Below are 22,525 nucleotides of genomic sequence, written 5' to 3'. Positions count from 1 at the left end.
AAGAGTTACTCTGCCGTTTGTGCTTGAACGGCAGGGTGGTCTTGATCGTCTTCGTCCCAGTTTTCCAGTTCATGTGAATCTGCCTTGGCAATGACGCCTTTGGCAATGCGTTTGGCGAAATAATAAATACGTTGCAGGCGTTCCATCGTTTCCATTTCGCGTGAATAGGTATGATGACGGTTTTCACCTTCCGCCAAAAGACGGGTTGCGCCAAAGGCCGAAATGGCGGTGGAATCACTGGCAATGGTATGCTTCATATCAATGACTTTATGAGCAATTTCAACATCTTCGTTAATCAAAGCTTCCAGTGCCAGTTCAATGGAATGGTCAACTTTATTGTGGAAAGATTTCAATAACCGGGTTGTTTCCGGGCTGACATGGATGCGTTCCTCAATCCTGCGTCGCCCGATTTGGACAAGATCGGTTTCGATTAAGTCGCCGATGTTTTCAATATGATTGGCTGCAGACATTAGGCGGACAACTTCGCGCATATCTTCTTCGCCCAACGATTGTGCCCCGATTTTACGAACATATTTCAGGATCGCCATATGCAGGCTATCCACATTTGAATCCATGTCGGCAACCTTATCCAGTGACGCATTGGTTCCGGTCAGGGTTGCGGGCAAAATGGCCTGCATCATACGCTGGACGTGCTTGCCCAATTCCCCAATTTCCATACGCACTGCGTTTAAGGCAATGGATGGTGTAGAAATTAAAGGCTCATCCAGATATTTGGGTTTTGTAGAGATTTTACTCGGTTCGCTTTCCAAGGGGACAAGACGCTCTACCAGTTTGGCAAAGGGCGTGACAAACCAGATAAAAATAAAAGCGTTGGCAACGTTGAAGATGGTGTGGGCATTGGCGATGTCGCGGGCCGTTCCGCTTGCGTTTCCGCCAATTTTATGTACAAACCCGGCAAGTTGATCGACGAAACCGATCCACAACAAGACCCCTGCAATGTTAAACAAGACATGGACGACGGCGGCGCGTAAGGCTTCACGCGGTTTACCGATGGAAGCCAGCATTGCAGTGACGCAGGTGCCGACATTTGCACCGAAAATCAGGGCAATCCCACCGGGAAGAGACAGTAACCCTTGTGTTGCCAAGGCGATGACAATCCCGGTTGTGGCAGAAGATGACTGGACAAGGGCTGTAAAGGCGGCCCCAACCAGCAAACCTAAAAACGGGTTTTCCATGCTGACCATGAGGTCTAGAAAGGGCTCGTAGCTACGTAAAGGGTACATGGCATCGGACATCAAATTCATGCCAAGGAAGATCAGCCCCAACCCCATGATCATATTGCCGTACTGTTTAAATTTATCCCCACGTCCGAAGAAAAACATGAAAAAACCGACGGCAACCATAACCATAGCAAAATGGGTAATTTTAAAGGCAATGATCTGGGCTGTAATGGTCGTCCCGACATTGGCCCCCATGATAATACCGATGGATTGGGACAGTTTCATTAAACCGGCACTGATAAAACCGACGACCAGAACTGTGGTGACAGATGATGATTGAATGATGGCAGTGACAAAGGCACCGGTAAACATGCCTAAAAACCGGTTGGAAGTAAGCCTGGCGAGAATGGTCTTCATTTTTTCGCCAGCAACGGCTTTTAATCCTGCAGAAAGCTGTTCTAACCCAAAAAGAAAAATTGCCAGACCGCCGCCTAAACCAGCGGTAATGGTGAAAAGGTCCAATTCTGCGCCGTTTGCCATAATGCATCCCTGTTTTTTGTTGTTTCATAAAACTGTAATCTAACAGCCGGAGGGAATCAAATGACAATTTATCAGAAGGTTATCAGAACAGTTATGTTTCTGTTCTGGGTTGTTTGATCAGAAGAAACTGTTTAAACCGAATGCATAAAGTTTCAATTAAGCGGATGGTCCTTACGTGAGCCAAATTTTAAACGATCCTCTTTTTCTCCTTCAAATTATTGCAGCCTTGGGCACGACGGGCTTTATTGCGGGTGTTATGGCAGGCTTGTTGGGGGTTGGCGGCGGGATTGTCATCGTGCCGGTTTTGTATTTCTTATTTCAGTTATTTGGCACGTCTGCGGATGCCGCCATGCATGTTGCGGTCGGGACCTCTTTGGCGACGATTATAGGGACGTCCATTTCTTCGGTGCGTTCTCACCATAAAAAAGGCGGAGTGGACTGGTTACTGCTGAAAAGATGGGCCCTTGGTGTTGTGATTGGCGTGATCGCAGGGACCGTGTTAGCCGCCTTTTTAAAAGGGCAGACGCTGACCATTATGTTTTCAATTTTGGCCCTGTTGGTCGCAATACAGATGTTATTAAGCAAAGCTGGCGGACATCTAAGTGAAGGCTTACCCGGTCAACCCTTGGAATTTATATGTGCTTTTATCATCGGATCCATTTCCGTTATGGTCGGTATTGGTGGGGGATCTATCAGTGTTCCCATTCTCAGCTCATTTAATTATCCCATACGCAAGGCTGTGGCTTCGGCATCCGGGTTTGGCTTGATCATTGCGGTGCCGGGCGCGCTTGGCTTTATGGTATCGGGGTGGGGGACAGAAGGTTTGCCGGTGGGGTCGATTGGCTATGTCAATCTATTGGGTTTTGGTTTGATTGTACCGATGACCGTTGCCTGTGCTCCGTTGGGGGCAAAAATTGCACATTCTGTTAATCCGCAGTATTTAAAAAAAGGATTTGCGGTTTTTTTGTTTGTGACCAGTTTAAAGATGATGTACAGCGCGCTGGGGTTATAGAAAAAATATGTATTTCCACCTGAAAGCTTTGAAACTCTTTCGCAATTAGGATAACTTACTTATCTATATGTGGCGAGTTCCATAAAGGTGGTCATGCCCTTGCCGATAACAAATAAGGAGAAAATATCATGGGGGAGAAGTTTCGTTTAGTCACACGAAGCGACTTTGACGGTTTGGTTTGCGCAGTTCTGTTGAAGAAAATGGACCTGATCGATAAAATTACCTTTGTTCATCCCAAAGACATGCAAGATGGTAAGGTTGCGATTACGAACCGCGATATTACGACGAACCTGCCTTATGTGGAAGGGGTTCACTTGGCCTTTGACCACCACTTGAGTGAAACTTTGCGATTGGATGACAATCCTGCCAATCATATTATCGACCCGGATGCGCCATCGGCGGCACGTGTAGTTTGGCGTTATTACGGTGGGCATGGTGAATTCCCGGCAAGCTGGGATGAAATGATGGAAGCGGTTGATAAAGGCGATGCCGCACAATTCAGCCGCGAAGAAATCCTCAAGTCGGAAGACTGGGTCCTTTTGAACTTCCTTATGGATGCGCGCACCGGACTGGGACGTTTCCGTGATTTTAGAATTTCCAACTATCAGTTAATGATGGAGCTTATTGACTGTTGCGCAAGCATGTCGATTCAAGAGATTCTAGCGCTGCCGGATGTTAAAGAACGCGTCGATATGTATAAGGAACATGAACCTAAGTTTATCGATCAGTTAAAACGCTGCACGCAGGTTCATCGCAATGTTGCTGTCCTGGATTTACGCAACGAAGATATTATTTATACGGGTAACCGTTTTATGATTTATGCGTTGTTCCCGGATACAAATATTTCCATTCATGTTTTATGGGGCTTGAAAAAGCAAAATACGGTATTTGCCTGTGGGAAATCCATCCTCAATAAAACATCGAACACAAATGTGGGTGAGTTGATGTTGAGCTATAACGGCGGGGGGCATCAAAATGCCGGAACCTGTCAAGTGGCCAACGATAAAGCCGTTGAAACTTTGGACGCCTTGATTGCGGGTATGAATGCCGATGGTTGATGCATTTTAATTATGCAGCAATAAAATTTTGATTATAATAAATATTCCCGCCAAATGCGGGAATGTTTGTATGTCGTGTCTTGCGTTGCAAGGCACGATACCCCACATGTTTATAAGTTATATGCGATATAGACTGAATTAGAGAAGCTGTGTAAGAAAATGAACTTTTGGCCCCGTCTTCCGTCCCTTTTAATGGTTGTTCTGGCTTTGGCTGTGGCAACTGTATTTTTGCCGTCACTCAGCGGTTGCGCCTTGCACACGGCACAAGTTGAACGCTGGATGTCTTCATTGACGGGAACACGCGGTTTGCCAAAAGAGGCGATGACTGAATTGGCCCGCTTTAAAGAGGTTTATTTGCAAAAGGCCGTTGAGACGAATAAACGCGACGATCAATTTGATCAGTTTATCGATGCCTTTAAAGTCGTGCGCAGCCATTATGTCAAACAGATATCGGATAATGATCTCATCACCTATGCAATTGATGGATTAAAGGCAGATGAGGACGACTGGCTTAATCAAAAAGATGATGGGACACCGCGCGGTAAGGCCAAGCCTGAAAAAGTGGTTGAGGTTGCCGTTGACGCAATGCTGGCGAAGTTAGACCCGCATTCCGGTTATATGACTCCTGCAGAATTTCAGGAACTGATGGTCGATACCAGCGGTGAATTTGGCGGGTTAGGTATTGAAGTTCAAAAAGGCGAGGGGTTTCTTAAAATCGTTTCCCCGATTGAAGATACGCCGGCTGATCGGGCCGGGGTCAAGGCGGGCGACCATATCACCCATGTGGATGGCGCCTCCATCAAAGAATGGACCATGACGAAATCGGTTCGGGCCTTGCGCGGTAAACCGGGAAGTTCCGTGACTGTCACGATTGAACGTGAAAATACAGCCCCGTTTGATTTGACAGTTGTGCGTGCCATTATTCAGGTGCGTGCGGTGCGTTCTGCCCTTTACAACGGGTATTTACACATCCGTGTTGTTTCGTTTTCAGAACGTATGGAAGCAGATGTTTTAAAAGCCTTTGAAAAGGCACGCCGTGAATTGGGGGCAAAACCTAAGGGCATTGTACTGGATTTACGCAACAATCCGGGCGGGTTGTTAACGCAAGCTGTGGCGTTAAGTGATATGTTCCTTGAAAAAGGCAATGTGTTGTCTATTCGTGGCCGCAAAGTTGAAGATGTACGCAATTTTGGGGCATCCGTTGGTGAAATTGCCGCTGGTGTGCCGCTTGTGGTCTTGATCAACGGTGGATCGGCGTCAGCATCCGAAATCGTCTCTGGTGCTTTACAGGACCATAATCGTGCAATCCTGATGGGACGTCGTACATTTGGTAAAGGGTCTGTACAAACGATTATGCCGTTGATGCGTGAAGGGGCTGTGCGTTTGACCACTTCGCTTTATTATCTGCCGTCAGGGCGCACAATTCAAAAAGTCGGTGTTGCCCCGGATATTCGTCTAGACCTCCCCGAAGTGCCGGTTGCGGCAAATGATAATAAAGACGAAAATGCGGATAATGCTAAAGCTGAGGGCGGTGCAAAAGATAAATATCATGCACCGCGTGAAGCTGACTTGCCCAATGTGCTGAATGCAAAGAAATTTATTGAAGATGACCTTCATAGTAAAGAAGGTGTTTTAGGCAATACTTCGGTTGAGAGTTGCCCGGAAATTGGTGAGAAGAAAGACAAAGAACTTGGCTGTGCATTGGAGTTTTTAAAAGCTGGCACAGCCAAGAAATTTTTGGCAGGTCTTGTTGCCAAAGGGCGGGGATAAATTTAAGGAACAGGTTTCCTCTTACATTTATTGATCTAGTCCAGCGGTGCTTGCTCAATATTTATGTCTTCTTGGATTGATATTGTGTAACCGTCGTTTTGATAGACACGGAAATAAGTATCTGACATCTGGTCGTAATAGGACTGTTGCGTATCATTCCAGTAGTTGTCCAAGGTCACACTATCGTTGCTGTCCCCTGTGATTGCCACAATGCCGGTGCTTCTGAAATTATGTCCGATCATAATATTCGTATCAGCTTGTGACAGATTTAGAACTTCGAAATTGCTAAAGTTGATAGAAGGCGAATTTTCAAAATTGAAAGATGTACCTTGTAACACTAGGGTGTCATGTCCGTCACCGCCATCAATAGTTAATGCATTACCGTTGGGGTCGATGTTTTCCGACAGGGTCACTGTATCGTTATTATAGCCAAGCTCAAATTTTTCTATAGTAGCGAAAATATCAGTGCCTACGGTTGTGTTTTGCGCGTCTGTATAAGTAATAGATCCAGTGTTATTGTCAGTGAAAGACAGGGTAACATGTTCGCCATAGTCAATGGTGGTGTTTAAGTCGAGTGTATCGGTTCCGCTTTCGCCGACATATGTATTTTGGGATGCATCGCTATTTGCGTAAAAGGTATCATTTCCTTCACCGCCAAGAAGGGTATCTTTGCCATCACCGGCATATAAACTATCGTCCCCGGTCCCGCCAAGTAATGTGTCGTTTCCATCGCCACCTTTCAGGATGTCATTTCCTGCATCGCCCTTTAGGGTGTCATGCCCTGTTCCACCTTCCAGTGTGTCGTTTCCATCGCCACCTTCTAGCGTATCGTTATCGGATCCGCCGTCTAGAAAATCATCATCGCCACCGCCGGAGATCGCATCATTTCCATCGCCGCCATAGATGGTATCTTTGCCATATCCACTGTCATCGCTAAGGGAACTCAAGATATCTTTAAACGAATTTCCTGTGGGAATATCCCCATGAATAAAGTCGTTGCCCTCACCACCGAAAATGGCATCGTTGCCAGAACCGCCACTGATCACATCGTTTCCACCGTAACCATATATTGTATCATCGCCACCTAGGCCGACAATGCCATCGTTGAGGCTGTTGTCACCTTCAATGTAATCGTAGTCTGACGTGCCGCTAATTGAATTTTCAATATCTTTGATCGCATCCTCAACTTTTTCTGCGATTTCTTCTTGTGTGGTTTCTGTTTGTGATTCGACTTCGGCTGCGACAATTTGCTCAATCGTTGTGTTGAGTTTTCCAACGTTTGTCTGGATGTTTTTCAGGATATCAGAAACGTCTGTTTCATTATCTCCAGCGTCATTATTGGTGTTGATGTTTTGGAATTCCTGTGTCAGTTGTTCCAGACTTTGCTGTATTTCCGCAAGGGTAGATTCAAATGCTAAACCGGCTTCAATGACACTTTCCAATTCTGCTTTGGCTTGCGCGGCTTCTGCGGCGGCCTCCTCGGCGGCAGCTGCAATTGCAGCGGCTTCGGCAAGTAAGGCTTCAGCCTCGGCACCTTCCAATTCGGCAGCTTGTTGTTCAAGGGCTTCTGCTTGAGCGGCCAAGGCTTCTGCTTCTTCTTGTTTCTGGTCGGCTTTTCGTTGAGAGGCTGCGCGGCGCGTGTTGTTTAGTGTGCGAATACTTGTTGTCCCAAACGATCCGGTAATTTGTGCCAGATTGAGGGTGACAGACTGGCCTGGCGTCGTATTAAAGGATAAAATAGCGGAATATTGATTGGGTTGGTTCAAGGTAATAGAACCGGCGGAGTTTGTCAGGATAAGTTCGCCCGTAAATCCACCCGCCTCTTCTAAAAGCGCTGCTTTTAATTCGCCACCACGGGTTTGTTGTAAAACACCTTGTGTACCGCGAATACCGATTGTTGCCACCGGTGTATTCAGGGTCATTGCATCAGGGTTCGCCTTGGCAATCTGCCCGGAAACAAAGGAAAAAACCCCGCTGGTCAGGCTGGTGCTGAAACTGCCTTCACCGCTGTCTGGGTCATAGACCATCTCGTCCAGAATCATTTCGCCATTTTCATCCAGTGAAAACGCACTTTCATCTTTAAACGTAATCCCGACATTGGCGTTGTCAGATGTTCGTATGACGTCTCCTTGAAAAACGGGGTCACCAACTTTCAGGGTGACGGTCGTACCGTCCGCATGTACAGCACTAACGGAACCTTGTAACGTTTCAATTTGACCGATGCTTTCACTCAAGCTGGCAGGAGTGGTTGCCTGAACATATTGTTCAGGGGCAAGCGAGCCGCTTAGATTTTGCACCATTTGGAAGCCAAGAGAACCGCTTTGTGAAATAAGCGCATCAGGCTGATGGATAAAATAATCCTGAACGAGCCCCTGTTGTCCGTTTTCATTGGTGAGGATCAGGTCACGACCAGCCTGATGGTAACCGCCACTGCCAATGGTAAATGTATCGGGGAGTTCAATGTTGTTTGTTTGTGCCGCATTAATGACAAACTCAAAATCATCACTTGCGTGTGATGGTGCATAAACCATGACTGCCTCAATTATATATATATTAGGAAACGGACAATAGTATTCTAACGATAAATCCGGTTATAGAAAAGGATTTTAAAGTTGTTTATATGTTCTGAATTTCAGGTTGAAAATGTGTTTTTTACATTATTCCAAAGTTGCTGAAATTACATTGTCATAAAAAAAGATAATGCTTTCACCCATTTGGGTGAAGGCAGGAGGGCACGGGTCCGTCATTATCTAAACAGTTCTCCATATTGGGGTTCTGAGTACGACGTAGTTTCTCGGCGGACTTGGGGTGATAAGCTTTCTTATCACCCTTTTTTTTGTCTGGGCCGTAAACTTATCCAAATAAACTAGAAAAAATTGTTCAAGGTCACCCAAATGGGTGAAGGCAGGAGGGCGCAGGTCCGTCATTATCTAAACAGTTCTCCATATTGGGGTTCTGAGTACGACGTAGTTTCTCGGCGGACTTGGGGTGATAAGTTTTCTTATCACCCTTTTTTTTTATATCTATTTATCACACGGGAAAGTGTTTCAACTTTTCTGTAAAAAGCCTAAACTACTGAAACGAAAATTATTAACTGGGTGGTTTGTGTTTCGCATGAGCAGGTTTCGTTTCGGTGTTTTTGCGCAATTGATAACGAGTTTTACGCTTGCCGTCCTTTTTACGGTTATTGCAGCCGGTATCGGTATTTTTTCCATTCAGAAAATTAATTCGGGTATCAAACAAGTTGTTTTGTCTCGCGTTCCTGCCATGACGCAGGCTTATCAGTTGGGACAACAGAGTGAAGCAATCGTCGCAAGTGCGCCCATGCTTGTGCGGGTAAAGTCACAGGCACAACGCGAAACCATTTCTTTTCGCATTGCAGATCGCGTGCGCTGGCTTCAGGAAATTATTGATTCATTGCGAGATTATCAGGTTGATAATGATGTTCTGGAAGTCATTAACCAGACACGCCAACAATTGTTGAATAATTTTGGACGCCTTGATTTGTTGATCCAAAATAGAATCGATGTAAATGTGCGGATAAACCGACGGTATACGGAATTGTTGGATATTTTTCAGGCAAAGAAAGGTCTGGAAAATGAAACAAACGATAAATGGTTTACCGTGTTCAGCGATTTGCTGGACCAATTGTTACTCATGCAACGTGTCACGGAACCTGTACGGTTTGAAACATTACGCGAAAGTGTTCTGATTGCATTTGAGCGCATGCCCGCCCTGAAAAATGACAGTGCAACATCGAAGGAACGTGAATTGCTGGCCCGATTACGCAAAGTCGCTATGGGCAAGGAAGGATTGATTGAATTGCAAGGCGAGCTGGGGGAGGAATTACAAAAAATTTCCGGTATCCTTGCGGTTAATGAACGTTTGTCTAGTCGGTTTGTCTATTCTGTCAACGACCTCATTCGACGTATGCGTGAAGATATTGAAGAAAATAGCCACGAATTCCAGCTTTTGGTTGATAGTCGAACGGCATTGTTGACGAATATTGTGTTGGTCGCCGTCGTCGTGCTGGGCTTTATTTGCGCCATCTTTGTATGGCGTATTCTGACCCGGTTGAACATGTTGAAAGAAAGCATGCGTGTTCACGCAGAAGGTGGGGAATGTGCGATTGAAATCGACGGCGCAGATGAAATCTCCGATATGGCCGATGCTTTGCGTTATTTGGTGGATGAAATTAAACAACGCGAAGAGATTATGAAGCTGAGTGAAGCGCGTTTTCGCGATGTGGCCGAAGCGACTTCTGACTGGCTTTGGGAAACGGATTCCGATTTAAAATATTCTTTGGTTTCAGATCGTTTTTTCGATATTACCGGTTTTACCCGTAATGATATTTTGGGAACAACCCCGATGGGGTTTGCCTCTTTGGCCCGCAGTGAAGAAGACGATCCCGAAAAATGGTTGCATCATGCAAATGATCTGAAAAACAGACGACGGTTTCGTGATTTTTCCTATTCCATTCGTTGCCCTGATGGGGTCTGGCGTCAGGCCAAGGTCAGCGGGAAGCCCATCTTTAACAGTGATGGGGTGTTTAAAGGTTATCGGGGAACCGGGGCGGATATCACAGCAGAAACACAAGCCCGCAGTCGTTTGATGGCGGCGAATGAAATTATGCCGGGGGCTTTTGCCCTTTGGGATCACGAAAACCGTCTCGTTTTATGTAACCGCAAATATTATCAATATTACAAAGTTTTAAACGATCGTATTCGTCCCGGTGTCACCTTTGAAGAACTCGCCCTTTTGATGGAGGAACGCCACGGGGTCCGCGACCATGAAGGCTACGGGGAACGTCGCAAACGCTTTCGTAAAAAACCCAGCGGTGTCTTTATGGAGGCGCTGTCCAACGGTCATTACCTTCAGGTCAGCGAAGCACCGACACTGGATGGTGGCACGGTATCATTGGTCATTGATATTACCGAACGCATTAAAACAGAAACCCGATTGGAGCTGGCCCGACAGGATTCAGAAAATGCCAACAAAGCTAAATCGAAGTTTTTGGCAGCCGCTAGCCACGATTTGCGCCAACCTTTACATGCAATTGGTATGTTTCTATCGGCATTGGAAGACCGCCGGAGTAAGGTTGACAATGAGAATGCTCGCGCTGACTTGAAAATTATAAATAACATTTCTGATAGTCTGGAAGCATTGCGTGGATTATTAAACGCGCTATTGGATATCTCCAAGCTGGATGCCGGTGTGATGAAGGCGGAAAAAACGTCTGTGATGTTGCGCCCGTTGATTGATCGTTTGTTAAAACAATATAATGGGCGGGCTCAGGAAAAAGGGCTGGTTCTGAAATCATTTTGTCCCGATCTTGCCGTCCATAGTGACCCGGTTCTTCTGGAACGTATCTTATCAAACCTGATGTCCAATGCGGTGCGCTACACCAGAGAAGGAGGTGTCTTGTTGGGGGTGCGTCGTCGTGGCGACAATGTGATTATTCAAGTGAGTGATACTGGTGTCGGGATTCCACAAGATAAGGTTTTAGATATTTTTGTGGAATTTCAGCAGCTTGAAAACCCCGCACGGGATCGTCGACGGGGGTTGGGTCTGGGGTTGGCAATTGTGGACCGGGTTATTTCCTTATTGGGACATCGCCTTGAAGTTAAATCATTTCTTGGCAAAGGAACGACGTTTAGTCTGGAAATTGAACGCGATGAAGTTCAAATCAGTACAGGGGAAGAAAAACCGGTTGAAGTTGCCTTAAGTGGCAATCAGGTGCCGTTGGTTCTGGTCATTGATGATGAACCAGACATACTGGAGGGAATGGAGCAATTGATTTCCGGATGGAAGTACGATGTGATTGCTGCGTCTTCGACACAAGAGGCTTTGGAACGAGTGAAGCAATCGGTAAAAAAACCGAGTTTGATTTTGGCAGATTATCGTTTGCAGGAAGATTTGACCGGTGCGCAAGCTATTCGTTTAATTCATGAACAATTGGGGCAAGAGATCCCGGCGGCTATTATCACAGGGGATACAGCGCCGGACCGAATTCAGGAGGCAAAATCAAGTGGTTTCATTCTACTGCATAAACCGTTGCGGCCTGCTAAACTACGTCAAATCATTCGAACCGTTCACGCGGGAACTTTTCCGGGACAAGACGGGGCGGAACAATGAAAACCCGAAAAATATAAAGAAATGAATGGGGTATAATAATGAAGACTACTTTTGTCGTTGCCGATGATCATCCGTTGGTGTTGGAAGGGGTTAAGGGCGTTTTGCGTGAAATAGAGCAAGATGCCGATATCTTGCAAGCAACAAGCTACCCGGACCTTTTGCAGGTTTTATCGCAGGATATAGATTTTTCATTGGTGATTGCAGATTTGAATATGCCCGGTATGGCGGGGCTGGACGGCATTCGTGCCGTGCAAAGTAAACGCCCGGAAGTGCCGATTGTGATTATATCGGCAACGGAAAGCCGCAAAGCCATCAACAAAACGTTACAATGTGGTGTTGCAGGCTATATGTTCAAATCCTTCAGCCAGTCTGAAATGCGTCATGCCTTAGAACAGGTTTTAGAAGGCGAGACATTTGTACCTGAAGCCAACAATGAAATGTTTAGCTCGGATGAATTTTCAGAAGAACCAACACGTGATTTCGGCGCGGCCGCACTGAACCAACTGCCAATGGGGGTGGTTATTGTGGATCGTTCTGCGCAAGTGGTTTTTATGAATAACAACGCCAGTGACCTGTTTGCCCAAAATGATGGGGTGGATGTGGGGCCCACCGGTATTTTTAGAACGGCAAAAGTCGCAGAAACAAAAAATCTTCATGCCTTGATTGCCGATGCGGCGATTGATTTGGGAGATGGCGATCAACGTGAAGGCGGTGCCATGACGGTCTCGCGCCCGTCTTATCGACGATCATTTTCCCTGTTGGTTGTCCCCCTGCCGGATGAAGATGTCAGTTGCGATCACGGTAATGTGGCTGTTTTTATCAATGATCCGGAAAGGCATAATGAACCACCGACAAGTGTTCTCGCGCGTCTTTATGGTTTAACAGAAGCCGAAGCCCGTTTGTTGCAAGCCCTTATCGTCGGGAAAAAACTCGAAACCTTTGCAACTGAGGTTGGCGTCTCTATGAATACGGTGCGCAGTCATTTGAAACAGGTTTTTCGCAAAACAGGCACTAACCGCCAACCGGAATTGGTCAGTCTGGTGATGAACAGTTCGGCTTATCTGGCATCCAATCCGGTATGGGTTGAAGAAGACGAGTATGATGACTGATTTTGACCTCAAAGCCTTTGAAAAACGCTTACTGTCCCTAAAGGCAGAGTTGCAGGCACTGGAGGCTGCATCAAGGGAGGGAAGTGCGCCTGTTGAGCTGGATCAAACCAAGGTTGGCCGTTTATCGCGCATGGATGCGTTACAAGGGCAGGCCATGGCGCTGGAACTTGACCGACGACGTAAAATCGAAATACAACGCATAGACAGCGCCTTATCACGTATTGAAAGCGGGGATTTCGGGTATTGTGTTTCCTGTGATGAAGAAATCGCACCCAAGCGCCTTGAACTTGACCCGGCTGTACCGACTTGTATTGCGTGCGCAGAACAAAAAGAAGGATAGATAATATGGACGATCAAACACGCCTGGAACTGGAGGCCGCCGCCTTTCGCGGACTGGTCGCGCATCTGCAAAAACGCAGCGATGTTCAAAATATCGATCTGATGAATTTAGCCGGGTTTTGTCGAAACTGTTTGGCAAAATGGTATAAGGCTGCGGCAAATGAGCGTGATGTTGCCTTATCAATGGATGAGGCAAAAGAAGTTGTCTATGGCATGCCGTATGAGACGTACAAAGCCAAATATCAGGAAAAGGCAACATCTGAACAGCTTGAAAAATTTGCGGATACATCCGGTCATGCGGTGATTGAAGGGTTGGATTAAGGATGAGTGGCTTTTCCGCCAGCAGTATTGAAAATGAAGGCAGCGTTCAAATCGGCTTGACGGCTGTTATTGTTGCGGTCACGGACGCCGAACCCCGTATTTTGGTGGTTCGCCGGGTGGATCACGCCTTGGCTTCAACAGAAGAAGGTGCGGCGCGCCAAGGTGAAGCACTCAGCGAAAATACATTGGAAGCTTTGCCTTATGGTCCATTTTATCCGGGACGACACCGGACATTGGATATGGGGTTGCGTTCCTGGGTGGAAGAACAGGCCGAACTCGATCTCGGATATGTGGAACAACTTTACACCTTTGGTGATCGGGGGCGTGATCCGCGCGAACGCGAACTCGGCGGGCGTATTCTCTCCATTGGCTATTTAGCCTTGGCACAAGAAGCAAAACCCGCCGGGGCCGGGGAAGCCTTGTGGCAAAACTGGTATCGTTATTTCCCGTGGGAAGATTGGCGCGATGGAAAGCCGGATATCATTACACAGGAACTTGAACCCGGTTTGGAAGAATGGGCCGCGAAGGCGGAAAGCCCATCTGAAATTCGCGAACGATTTGCGCGCATTGATGCCTGTTTTGGATCCGAAGAAGTCCGTTGGAACGAAGATCGTGTTTTGGAACGTTATGAGTTGTTATACGAAGCGGGTTTGGTGACAGAAGCTGCACGTGATCAGGATTTAAAAACAGGGCCGAACGATCCCAGTCATGCAATGGTTTTGGACCATCGCCGTATTTTGGCAACCGCAATGGGCCGTTTGCGCGGAAAATTGAAATATCGCCCGGTGGTGTTCGAGCTCGTCCCGCCAACCTTCACCCTGTTCGAACTGCAAAAAGCCGTTGAAGCCATTACTGGTAACTTGTTGCATAAGCAGAATTTCCGCCGCATGGTGGAAAAAAGCGGTTTGGTGGAAGGCACCGGAAAATTTGAAAGCCGCACAGGCGGACGCCCTGCAGAAACTTTTCGATACGTCCGCGACATTCTTGCTGAACGCTTAACCGCAGGACCCCGCTTACCGGTCGGGCGGCGTTAATTTTTTGTGTAAGATCCTAAAAAAAGGGAACCTGTCAAAAAACTTTCATGAATATCTTTAATATATTCAATTAGATAGTATCTTCGAAGTTGTGAAAGGGCAGAAAAATCTTGACCCTTTGGATAAGCAGTCCTACCTTATGCTCAAATGGAGGTTAACGTTTCAGCCTCCGAAAATTTTTAAAAAATATATGCTCAACTTGAGCATAAGGAGCCTTGGAAATGACTGCCGTAGCCCAACGGGTAAATGACGATTTTGAATATACAGCCGATGTCGCCGCACGTATGGCGCCTGTTTATGAGCGCGTGAAAGATCATATCACAGCCGAAGAATGGCCGGTTATCGCCCCGTATGTGGATGAAATCCTGCGCTTGAAAAAAGAACGCAATGCAGTCATTTTGGCGCATAATTATCAAACACGCGATATTTTCCATTGTGTGTCCGATATTGTGGGGGACTCTCTGGCCTTGGCGGTTAAGGCAAAAGAAGTTGATGCCGATGTAATGGTCGTCTGTGGCGTGCATTTCATGGCGGAAACAGCCAAACTGTTAAACCCGTCTAAAAAGGTTTTAATCCCGGACCTGGAAGCAGGCTGTTCGCTGGCAGAGTCCATTACAGGCGCCGATGTGCGCAAACTGAAAGCGGATAACCCGGGGGTTCCGGTTTGTACCTATGTCAATACCTCTGCCGAAGTAAAGGCGGAAGTCGATATCTGTTGCACCTCAGCCAATGCCAAAAAGATTGTTGAATCTTTGGGCAGTGACAAAGTTTTGCTGATACCGGATGAGTTTCTGGCGCAAAACGTTGCCAAAACAACGGATGTTGAAATCCTGACTTGGGCCGGGCGTTGTGAAGTTCACGAGCTTTATAAAAAAGAAGATATCGAGCAGATCAAAAAAGATCATCCAGAATGTGTCGTTCTGGCCCACCCAGAATGCCCGCCGGATGTTTTGGATGCGGCTGATTTTTCAGGGTCCACCACAGGGATGGCGGACTTTGTGAAAGAGAAAAAGCCCGAGCTGGTCGCCCTGATCACAGAATGTTCTATGAGTGATAACATCCGTGCAGACTGTCCGGATAGTGAATTTATCATGTCTTGTTCCATGTGCCCGCATATGAAAAAGATCACCTTGCAGAAAATCGTCGATTGTTTGCGTGATTTATCTAATGAAGTCCATGTGGATGAAGCGATGGCAGAACCTGCCCGTGCGTCGATTGAGGCGATGATCGCGGCGAGCTAACGGAAAAAGCAGTGCGATGAAAAGCGTGAAAACAGATGTACTGATCATTGGGGCTGGTGCGGCCGGTTTGGTCAGTGCGCTTGAACTGGAAGGTCTGGACGTAACTGTCTTGGCCAAAGCGCCGGTTGGTGAAGGGTCTAGCAGTTCGTGGGCACAAGGCGGTATTGCTGCGGCTGTGGGTGAAGATGATCATCCCAAGGCACATCTGAAGGATACGCTGGATGTCGGGGTTGACCTGTCGTGCGATAAAGCGGCGCGCATTATCACCCATGAAGGACCTGAATTGATTGAGGCCCTGATTGCGTGGGGGGTCAATTTTGATCGGGACGCAGAAGGTAAGCTGAGCTTGGGGCGCGAAGCAGCGCACTCTTTTCGTCGTATTTTACATGCGCAAGGGGACAGCACGGGTAAAGAAATTATGCGTGCCCTTGGACAGGCCGTGTCGCATACGCAGAATATCCATGTCGTGCAAGATTTTACCGCCCATGACCTGATTGTTGAAAATGCCTGTGTCAAAGGAGCGTTTGCCAAGGGTAAAGATGGTTCTGATCTGGCGATTATTGCCAAGGCAACCGTTTTGGCAACTGGCGGGATCGGCAGTTTGTTTGCATATACGACCAATCCGGCAGAATCTGGTGGTGAAGGTATCGCGATGGCGGCGCGTGCCGGGGCACGCTTGGCGGATTTGGAATTTGTGCAATTTCACCCCACGGCTATTGATGTTGGCGTAACGCCCATGCCCTTGGCAACCGAAGCTTTGCGCGGTGAAGGGGCACATTTGATTGATGCTCGTGGTGTGCGTTTTATGCCATCGGTTCACCCTGATGCGGAACTGGCCCCACGTGATGTGGTTGCCCGCGCCATTTGGCGCCGTGTGAAAGCAGGGGAGAAAGTCTTTCTGGATGCGCGGGAAGCGGTTGGGGATGAATTTCCAACACGGTTCCCCACCGTTTGGGGATATTGTCAGGATGCCGGGCTAGACCCGCGTGTTCAACCGATCCCGATTACACCAGCGGCCCATTATCATATGGGCGGGGTGGATGTGACACTGGACGGGCAAACCAGCATCCAAGGATTGTGGGCTGTGGGTGAAGTTGCTTGCACGGGTGTGCATGGCGCCAACCGATTGGCGAGCAATTCCTTGTTGGAAGCAGTCGTTTTTGGTCGTCGGGCAGCGCAGGATATTCTGGAAAATCTGGACAATGAACCATTGGCTAACCTGCCTGTATTGGACCAGACAGGCGGGCTCGATCTTGGGGCACAATTGGCAAACCTAATGTATGCGGCTTGTGGTGTGGAACGCAATGAAGCCAGCTTGTTTGACGCGCTCAGTCAGATTGTGGAATGGGAACAGAAATCTGAACTTTATTGCCCGGAATTTTGCAACCGTTTGATCAGTGCCAAAATGATTTTGGTCTGTGCGCTGGAACGTTGCGAGAGCCGGGGCGGTCATTTCAGAAGTGATTATCCGGAAACGGACGAGAAACAGGCAACACGCAGCAAAACAACCTTGCGTGAAGTCGATGCATTTATAAGGGGCCTCAATATCGGGGCTGATATTCAAGGGACAGTAAACACATGTCAGACGCCGGCGTAAAAGTAGAACCGCTTTCTCCCATTTTGATCGAACCTGCGGTGCGCAATGCACTGGCGGAGGATTTGGGCCGTGGGGGTGACCTGACAACCGATATTGTTATTGATGATGATGCGTGGGTGAAGGCCTCTATCAACGCACGTCAGGTCGGTGCGTTATCCGGTATCGATATCGCGGAAATGACATTTGCCTTGTTGGACCCGCGTGTGGATATGGAAGTGTACATCGCCGATGGTGGTCGTGTGGCCCCCGGTGATACGGTTGCCCTGTTGGTAGGTCCGGCACGTGCGATCCTGACGGGTGAGCGGGTCGCGTTAAACTATATGGGGCACCTGTCCGGCATTGCGTCTGAAACACGTAAAATCGTTGATGCCGTTGCAGGAACCAAGGCGCGCATCACCTGTACACGTAAAACCACACCGGGTTTGCGGGCTTTTGAAAAATATGCCGTGCGTTGTGGTGGGGGCTTTAACCACCGTTTTGGTCTGGATGATGGCTTGATGATCAAGGACAATCACATTGCGGCCTGTGGCGGCATCACCCAAGCGATTGAACGGGCAAAAAGCAAAGTCGGCCATATGGTGAAAATTGAACTGGAGGTCGACAACCTTAATCAGCTTGAAGAAGGTTTAAAAGCAGGCGCCGATGTTATTTTGCTGGATAACATGGGACCGGACCTGTTGAAAGAAGCCGTCAAGATGATTGATGGTCGCGCGGTGGCCGAGGCATCTGGTGGGGTGACATTGGAAACAGCACCCGCCATTGCCGCCAGTGGTGTGGATGTGATTTCAGTCGGTTGGTTGACACATAGTGCACCTTGTTTGGATTTAGGCCTTGATTTTTAGTTGAACTCTTCAAAATTAAAAGATATGTCTGCGGAAAATCTTTAATATTATAAAAAGGTCAACTAAATGCTGCCATATGAAATTGATGTCGCAACCCTGAAAGAATATCGTGACGCAGGGCTGGATCATATTGTTCTGGATGTACGTGAACCGGCGGAAACCGCTTCGCATGCCTTTGACGGGGCATTGGAAATCCCGATGCATGAAATCCCACAGAACCTTGATAAAATCCCGGAAGATAAAACCGTTGTCGTTCTGTGCCACATTGGCGGACGTTCTATGCAAGTCACAGGTTTTCTGCGCCAACAAGGCTATGAAAATGTGACCAACCTGCGTGGCGGCATTGATGCTTGGTCGCGTAGCTGATTATTCTGTTTGGGCATTCAGGGCGGTTTGAATAAAACCGTCCACGTCTTTTTCGTTTGTGTTGAAAGACGTCACAAGGCGGATGACAGGGCAATGGGCGTCATGCCAACGATAGAAGGCATATCCGGCACTTTCCAATTTTTGCAAGATGGGCTCCGGCATGCTGATAAAAATTTCGTTGGCTTCGACCGGATAATAAAGTTCACTTCCGGTAATGCCTTCCAGGCCTTTGACCATTTTTTGAGCCATTGCATTGGCATGGGCGGCATTTTTTAGCCAAAGATCGTTTTCCAGATACGCATCCCATTGGGCGGCAGTGAAACGCATTTTGGATTGTAATTGACCGGCGCGTTTGCGTTTATAACCAATCGACTTACCAATTTTATCATTAAAGAAAACGACAGCCTCGGCATTCATGGTGCCGTTTTTGGTGGAACCGAAGCTGAGCACATCGACACCGGCTTTCCATGTCATGTCGGCAGGGCTGCACCCTAGTGTGTTCAGCGCATTGGCAAAACGGGCCCCATCCATATGTAAATAAAGGCCATATTCTTTGGCAACATGGCTGAGGTGATGAATTTCACCGGGGCCGTATACGGTTCCGGCTTCTGAGGCTTGTGAAATACTAATGGCGGCAGGTTGGGTATGGTGAACGGCGTCATCTGTTGCAGAAAGGGCAGCTTCGACTTCGCCTTGATGGAGTTTGCCGTTGGGGCCGGGCAGGGTGACAAGTTTTGCACCACTTGTATAAAATTCAGGTGCGCCGCATTCATCACAATTGATATGGGCATCCTTGTGACAATAAATACTGCCATAAGAGGGGGAAATCGCACTAAGTGCCAAGGCGTTGGCGGCAGTTCCTGTTGTGACCAGATAAACAGAGGTTTCACATTCAAAAAGATCGTTGAAACGTTGTTCGACCTTTTTCGTCAGCGCATCTGCACCATAGGGCATCGCCGTATCGACATTGGCTTTTGCGAGCGCATCGAGTATTTCTGGGGAGACACCTGCCGTATTATCGCTGCAAAAGTTCATTTTAGCCTCCATTAATGTACTCAGGCTTTTAGATTAACCTGAATGGGGATCTCTTCAAAGTCTTGTTTTGCCTCAATAAAGCGGAAAGCCTTTATTTCTTCCAAAGTTAAAATAACCCAGATGAGTTCGGGTTCGTAAACCATCGATTTATCGGTTTCAGATGGGTAAGGCGACCCTGTGGGGTGGGAATGATAAAGGCCGAGGACGCTACGTTCCCCCGTTTGTGCAATCAGGTCAAAACGAACCTTTGCATCAATTTCAAAGGTTTTGGTTTTATCCCCGGCACTGACGTTGGCGGCAGGATGAACATCACGAACCTGATCGTGTGTGCCACTGAGCAGGCCGCAACATTCCTCAGGATAGGCGTTGCGTGCCTGTTCAAACAGTTGGTCTATGTGATTTTGTGTAAAGATCATTCCGCAGGGGCGAGGGATAAACCGCCCAGCTTGGCCCCGCTGTTGATATCCAAAATCATCAAGCGGTTGATGCCTTGTTCATTGATCATACGCAAAACAAGACGTTGAGAATCCATATCTGTTTCTACGATTTTATAACCTTTGGGGATTTCTAGACGCATGTCCCCGAACGCTTTTGCGGGGGCTATGGCAGAAGGGGAAACCGTTGCTTGCGGTTTCGGTGTTGTGTCTTTTTTCTTGCCAACCAATGGGACTTCAACCTCTTTTAAGGCTTGTTCCAGTTCCGGTGCTTCTTTGGCAAGGTCAAAAAATTTAAAATCAGGGTTGTCTGACTTCTGTATTAGGCCGTAAACCAAAGCAATCATACCGAGGATAATCAGAATTCCCATGCCGGCGACGGCAGAAACGAGTACAGTTCTCATAAATTTTAACTCTAGCTTTGGTGACAATGAGCGATACATTCACAGTAACAGCCCGCGATGAAGATCAAGGGATACGTCTGGATAAACTTCTATCCTTGGGGGATAGCGGCCTATCACGATCTCGACTGAAAGCCTTGATTGAAGGCGGGTCCGTTTTCTGTGCGGGGCAGACCATAACCGACCCGTCGGTTCGGGTCAAACCCGGACAGCAGTTTTCCATCGAAATTCCCGAAGCAGAGGACTACGAACCACAAGCCGAAAACATTGCGCTTGAGGTTGTCTATGAAGATGACGACCTGTTGGTGATTAATAAACCCGCAGGTATGGTGGTGCATCCGGCAGCTGGTAATTACACCGGAACCCTTGTAAATGCATTGCTTTATCATTGTGCGGGCAGCCTGTCTGGTATTGGCGGGGTGAAACGTCCTGGGATTGTTCATCGCCTTGATAAAGAGACCAGCGGACTGATGGTGGTTGCAAAAAATGATATCGCCCATGTCTCTTTATCAGAACAATTTGCCGCTCATTCCTTGGAACGGGCGTATCAAGCGGTTGTTTGGGGGGTACCGAATCCAAAAGAAGGACGGATTGAAGGAAATATCGGGCGCAGTCCGCAAAACCGTAAAAAAATGGCAATGGTCAAGTCAGGGGGTAAGACGGCTGTGACCAATTACCGCTATATCAAAGCCGTTGGCACCTTTGCCTCGTTGGTTGAATGTCGTTTGGAAACGGGTAGAACGCACCAAATACGAGTACATATGTCAGAGAACGGTCACACTGTTGTTGGCGATGGGTTATATGGGCGCACACCCTCGCGCGTGTTGCGCATGCTCAGTAGTGAACAAAAGGCGGAATTCAGCCAGTTTACCCGCCATGCCTTACACGCATATATTATAGGGTTTTTGCACCCGCGAACAAAAGAGTTTCTTCGGTTTGAAAATAATTTACCTATAGAAATTAATGTCTTATGCGAAATTCTCAAAAAAATATAAAAATGTTATATACCTGAGTATCTGAGTTAGGTACTATAAAAGGTGAAGGGGATTTAAATTCTGAGGAGGGCATCCATGACGGATGGTTCTGCCGAACTGTCCGTGTAACCCATATCCGACAAGGGGGATGGCACATGGCGACAAATACCTTTGGACTTTCTTTTACACCCGAAAGTAATCTTTCGCGTTATCTGAGTGAAATTCGAAAATTCCCGATGCTGAGCGTCGAGGAAGAGTATAGCCTTGCTGTAAGCTGGCAAGAGCGAGAAGATCACGAGGCCGCCCACAAGCTTGTAACCAGTCACCTACGCCTTGTTGCAAAAATTGCAATGGGGTATCGCGGCTATGGTTTGCCGGTTGGTGAATTAATTTCAGAAGGCAACGTAGGCATGATGCAGGCCGTTAAACGGTTTGATCCCGAACGTGGTTTCCGTCTGGCAACCTATGCAATGTGGTGGATACGGGCCTCTATCCAAGAATATATTCTGCATTCCTGGTCTTTGGTCAAAATGGGGACGACCGCAGCCCAGAAAAAACTGTTTTTCAATCTACGCAAATTAAAAGGCCAAATGCAGGCCATTGAAGAAGGCGATTTACATCCCGAACATGTTGCGAAGATATCCAAGCAACTGGATGTGCCGGAAGATGAAGTTGTTCAAATGAACCGGCGTCTTGCAAGTTCGGACCATAGCCTGAATTCCCCCTTACGTATGGATGGGGAAGGCGAATGGATTGATTGGTTAGTGGACGAAAAGAGCAATCAGGAAAAAGAACTCGCACAAAAGGAAGAACTGGATAACCGCCGCTTTATGCTTGAAGCCGGTTTGAAAGTTTTGAATGAACGCGAACGTCATATTTTGCAAGAACGTCGATTGAAAGATCGTCCGACAACCTTGGAAGATCTGTCGCAGGAATATGGTGTATCGCGTGAACGTATCCGTCAGATCGAAGTGCGCGCTTTTGAAAAACTGCAAAAATCAATGAAAAATGCGATGATTGAACAACGCATGCATGAAAAAGAAATGCGCGAAAATTTCTAATCTGCCTTGCTGTACAGAGCGATAAGAAGAAAGCTCCGAACATATGAACTATAATGGCTTAGAACCTGACTCGAA

19 protein-coding genes are annotated in these 22,525 nt (G+C 47.4%); 14 read left to right on the top strand and 5 right to left on the bottom strand.

Annotated features, from left to right (window positions below; translation table 11 throughout):
- Positions 1-5: 5 nt before the first annotated feature.
- The gene (locus tag ACN0VA_RS11005; RefSeq protein ID WP_417821200.1) at positions 6-1,721 is read right to left on the bottom strand and encodes a Na/Pi cotransporter family protein; all 1,716 of its coding nucleotides are present in this window, start codon (positions 1,719-1,721) and stop codon (positions 6-8) included.
- A 175-nt stretch (positions 1,722-1,896) separates the two neighbouring features.
- Here ACN0VA_RS11005 and ACN0VA_RS11000 point away from each other — a divergent pair, with 175 nt between their 5' ends.
- The 3 genes from ACN0VA_RS11000 to ACN0VA_RS10990 all read left to right on the top strand — a co-directional run bounded on the left by ACN0VA_RS11000 (position 1,897) and on the right by ACN0VA_RS10990 (position 5,561).
- The gene (locus tag ACN0VA_RS11000; RefSeq protein WP_417821199.1) at positions 1,897-2,733 is read left to right on the top strand and encodes a sulfite exporter TauE/SafE family protein; all 837 of its coding nucleotides are present in this window, start codon (positions 1,897-1,899) and stop codon (positions 2,731-2,733) included.
- Positions 2,734-2,861: 128 nt separating this feature from the next.
- Entirely contained in the window at positions 2,862-3,791 is a 930-nt protein-coding gene (locus ACN0VA_RS10995) for an exopolyphosphatase (protein ID WP_417821198.1), read from the top strand.
- Between the two features lie 159 nt (positions 3,792-3,950).
- Complete coding sequence (locus ACN0VA_RS10990; protein ID WP_417821197.1) at positions 3,951-5,561, top strand: S41 family peptidase; 1,611 nt, start codon at positions 3,951-3,953, stop codon at positions 5,559-5,561.
- Between the two features lie 35 nt (positions 5,562-5,596).
- On the opposite strand, the gene ACN0VA_RS10985 is transcribed toward ACN0VA_RS10990, so the two are convergent.
- Positions 5,597-8,092: a FecR domain-containing protein gene (locus ACN0VA_RS10985; protein WP_417821196.1), complete on the bottom strand. Its 2,496-nt coding sequence runs from the start codon at positions 8,090-8,092 to the stop codon at positions 5,597-5,599.
- 583 nt (positions 8,093-8,675) lie between these two features.
- Here ACN0VA_RS10985 and ACN0VA_RS10980 point away from each other — a divergent pair.
- The 9 genes from ACN0VA_RS10980 (at position 8,676) to ACN0VA_RS10940 (ending at position 18,545) form a co-directional block, all read left to right on the top strand.
- Positions 8,676-11,696, top strand: coding sequence for an ATP-binding protein (locus tag ACN0VA_RS10980; RefSeq protein ID WP_417821195.1), 3,021 nt, complete (start codon positions 8,676-8,678; stop codon positions 11,694-11,696).
- A gap of 38 nt (positions 11,697-11,734) precedes the next feature.
- Positions 11,735-12,805 carry a response regulator gene (locus ACN0VA_RS10975; protein ID WP_417821194.1) on the top strand — a complete coding sequence of 357 codons (1,071 nt, stop codon included), beginning with the start codon at positions 11,735-11,737 and terminating at the stop codon, positions 12,803-12,805.
- The gene (locus ACN0VA_RS10970; RefSeq protein ID WP_417821193.1) at positions 12,795-13,145 is read left to right on the top strand and encodes a TraR/DksA family transcriptional regulator; all 351 of its coding nucleotides are present in this window, start codon (positions 12,795-12,797) and stop codon (positions 13,143-13,145) included. The genes ACN0VA_RS10975 and ACN0VA_RS10970 overlap by 11 nt, the downstream gene beginning before the upstream one ends.
- A gap of 5 nt (positions 13,146-13,150) precedes the next feature.
- Positions 13,151-13,465, top strand: a complete 315-nt coding sequence (locus tag ACN0VA_RS10965; RefSeq protein WP_417821192.1) for a DUF1244 domain-containing protein — start codon at positions 13,151-13,153, stop codon at positions 13,463-13,465.
- 2 nt (positions 13,466-13,467) lie between these two features.
- Positions 13,468-14,499: an NUDIX hydrolase gene (locus tag ACN0VA_RS10960; protein WP_417821191.1), complete on the top strand. Its 1,032-nt coding sequence runs from the start codon at positions 13,468-13,470 to the stop codon at positions 14,497-14,499.
- 221 nt (positions 14,500-14,720) lie between these two features.
- Positions 14,721-15,740: a quinolinate synthase NadA gene (gene nadA, locus ACN0VA_RS10955; RefSeq protein WP_417821190.1), complete on the top strand. Its 1,020-nt coding sequence runs from the start codon at positions 14,721-14,723 to the stop codon at positions 15,738-15,740.
- A gap of 16 nt (positions 15,741-15,756) precedes the next feature.
- Complete coding sequence (locus tag ACN0VA_RS10950; protein WP_417821189.1) at positions 15,757-17,337, top strand: L-aspartate oxidase; 1,581 nt, start codon at positions 15,757-15,759, stop codon at positions 17,335-17,337.
- Positions 17,319-18,179, top strand: coding sequence for a carboxylating nicotinate-nucleotide diphosphorylase (gene nadC, locus ACN0VA_RS10945; RefSeq protein ID WP_417821188.1), 861 nt, complete (start codon positions 17,319-17,321; stop codon positions 18,177-18,179). The genes ACN0VA_RS10950 and nadC overlap by 19 nt, the downstream gene beginning before the upstream one ends.
- 66 nt (positions 18,180-18,245) lie before the next feature.
- On the top strand, positions 18,246-18,545 hold the full coding sequence (locus tag ACN0VA_RS10940; protein ID WP_417821187.1) for a rhodanese-like domain-containing protein: 300 nt from the start codon (positions 18,246-18,248) through the stop codon (positions 18,543-18,545).
- Here the strand turns inward: ACN0VA_RS10940 and ACN0VA_RS10935 are convergent, their stop codons facing one another.
- From ACN0VA_RS10935 to ACN0VA_RS10925, 3 genes are read right to left on the bottom strand one after another with little or no spacing between them, the layout of a single operon-like run.
- A complete protein-coding gene (locus ACN0VA_RS10935; protein WP_417821186.1) occupies positions 18,546-19,580 on the bottom strand; it encodes a threonine aldolase family protein in 1,035 nt (344 codons plus the stop codon). It lies immediately after the preceding gene.
- A 20-nt stretch (positions 19,581-19,600) separates the two neighbouring features.
- Positions 19,601-19,996, bottom strand: coding sequence for a Mov34/MPN/PAD-1 family protein (locus ACN0VA_RS10930; RefSeq protein WP_417821185.1), 396 nt, complete (start codon positions 19,994-19,996; stop codon positions 19,601-19,603).
- A complete protein-coding gene (locus ACN0VA_RS10925; protein ID WP_417821184.1) occupies positions 19,993-20,418 on the bottom strand; it encodes a hypothetical protein in 426 nt (141 codons plus the stop codon). The genes ACN0VA_RS10930 and ACN0VA_RS10925 overlap by 4 nt, the downstream gene beginning before the upstream one ends.
- Positions 20,419-20,444: 26 nt before the next feature.
- Here ACN0VA_RS10925 and ACN0VA_RS10920 point away from each other — a divergent pair, with 26 nt between their 5' ends.
- Together ACN0VA_RS10920 and rpoH are read left to right on the top strand one after the other, a co-directional pair.
- Positions 20,445-21,410 carry an RluA family pseudouridine synthase gene (locus tag ACN0VA_RS10920; RefSeq protein ID WP_417821183.1) on the top strand — a complete coding sequence of 322 codons (966 nt, stop codon included), beginning with the start codon at positions 20,445-20,447 and terminating at the stop codon, positions 21,408-21,410.
- A gap of 134 nt (positions 21,411-21,544) precedes the next feature.
- Positions 21,545-22,450 (top strand): RNA polymerase sigma factor RpoH, encoded by a 906-nt coding sequence (gene rpoH, locus ACN0VA_RS10915; RefSeq protein ID WP_188662211.1) that lies wholly within the window; start codon positions 21,545-21,547, stop codon positions 22,448-22,450.
- The last annotated feature ends 75 nt before the right edge of the window (positions 22,451-22,525 follow it).

The organism is Terasakiella sp. (assembly GCF_048267425.1).
Classification (GTDB): Bacteria; Pseudomonadota; Alphaproteobacteria; order Rhodospirillales; family Terasakiellaceae; genus Terasakiella.
The sequence above is the reverse complement of the archived record's forward strand: the minus strand, read 5'-3'. Positions and strand labels throughout refer to the sequence as shown.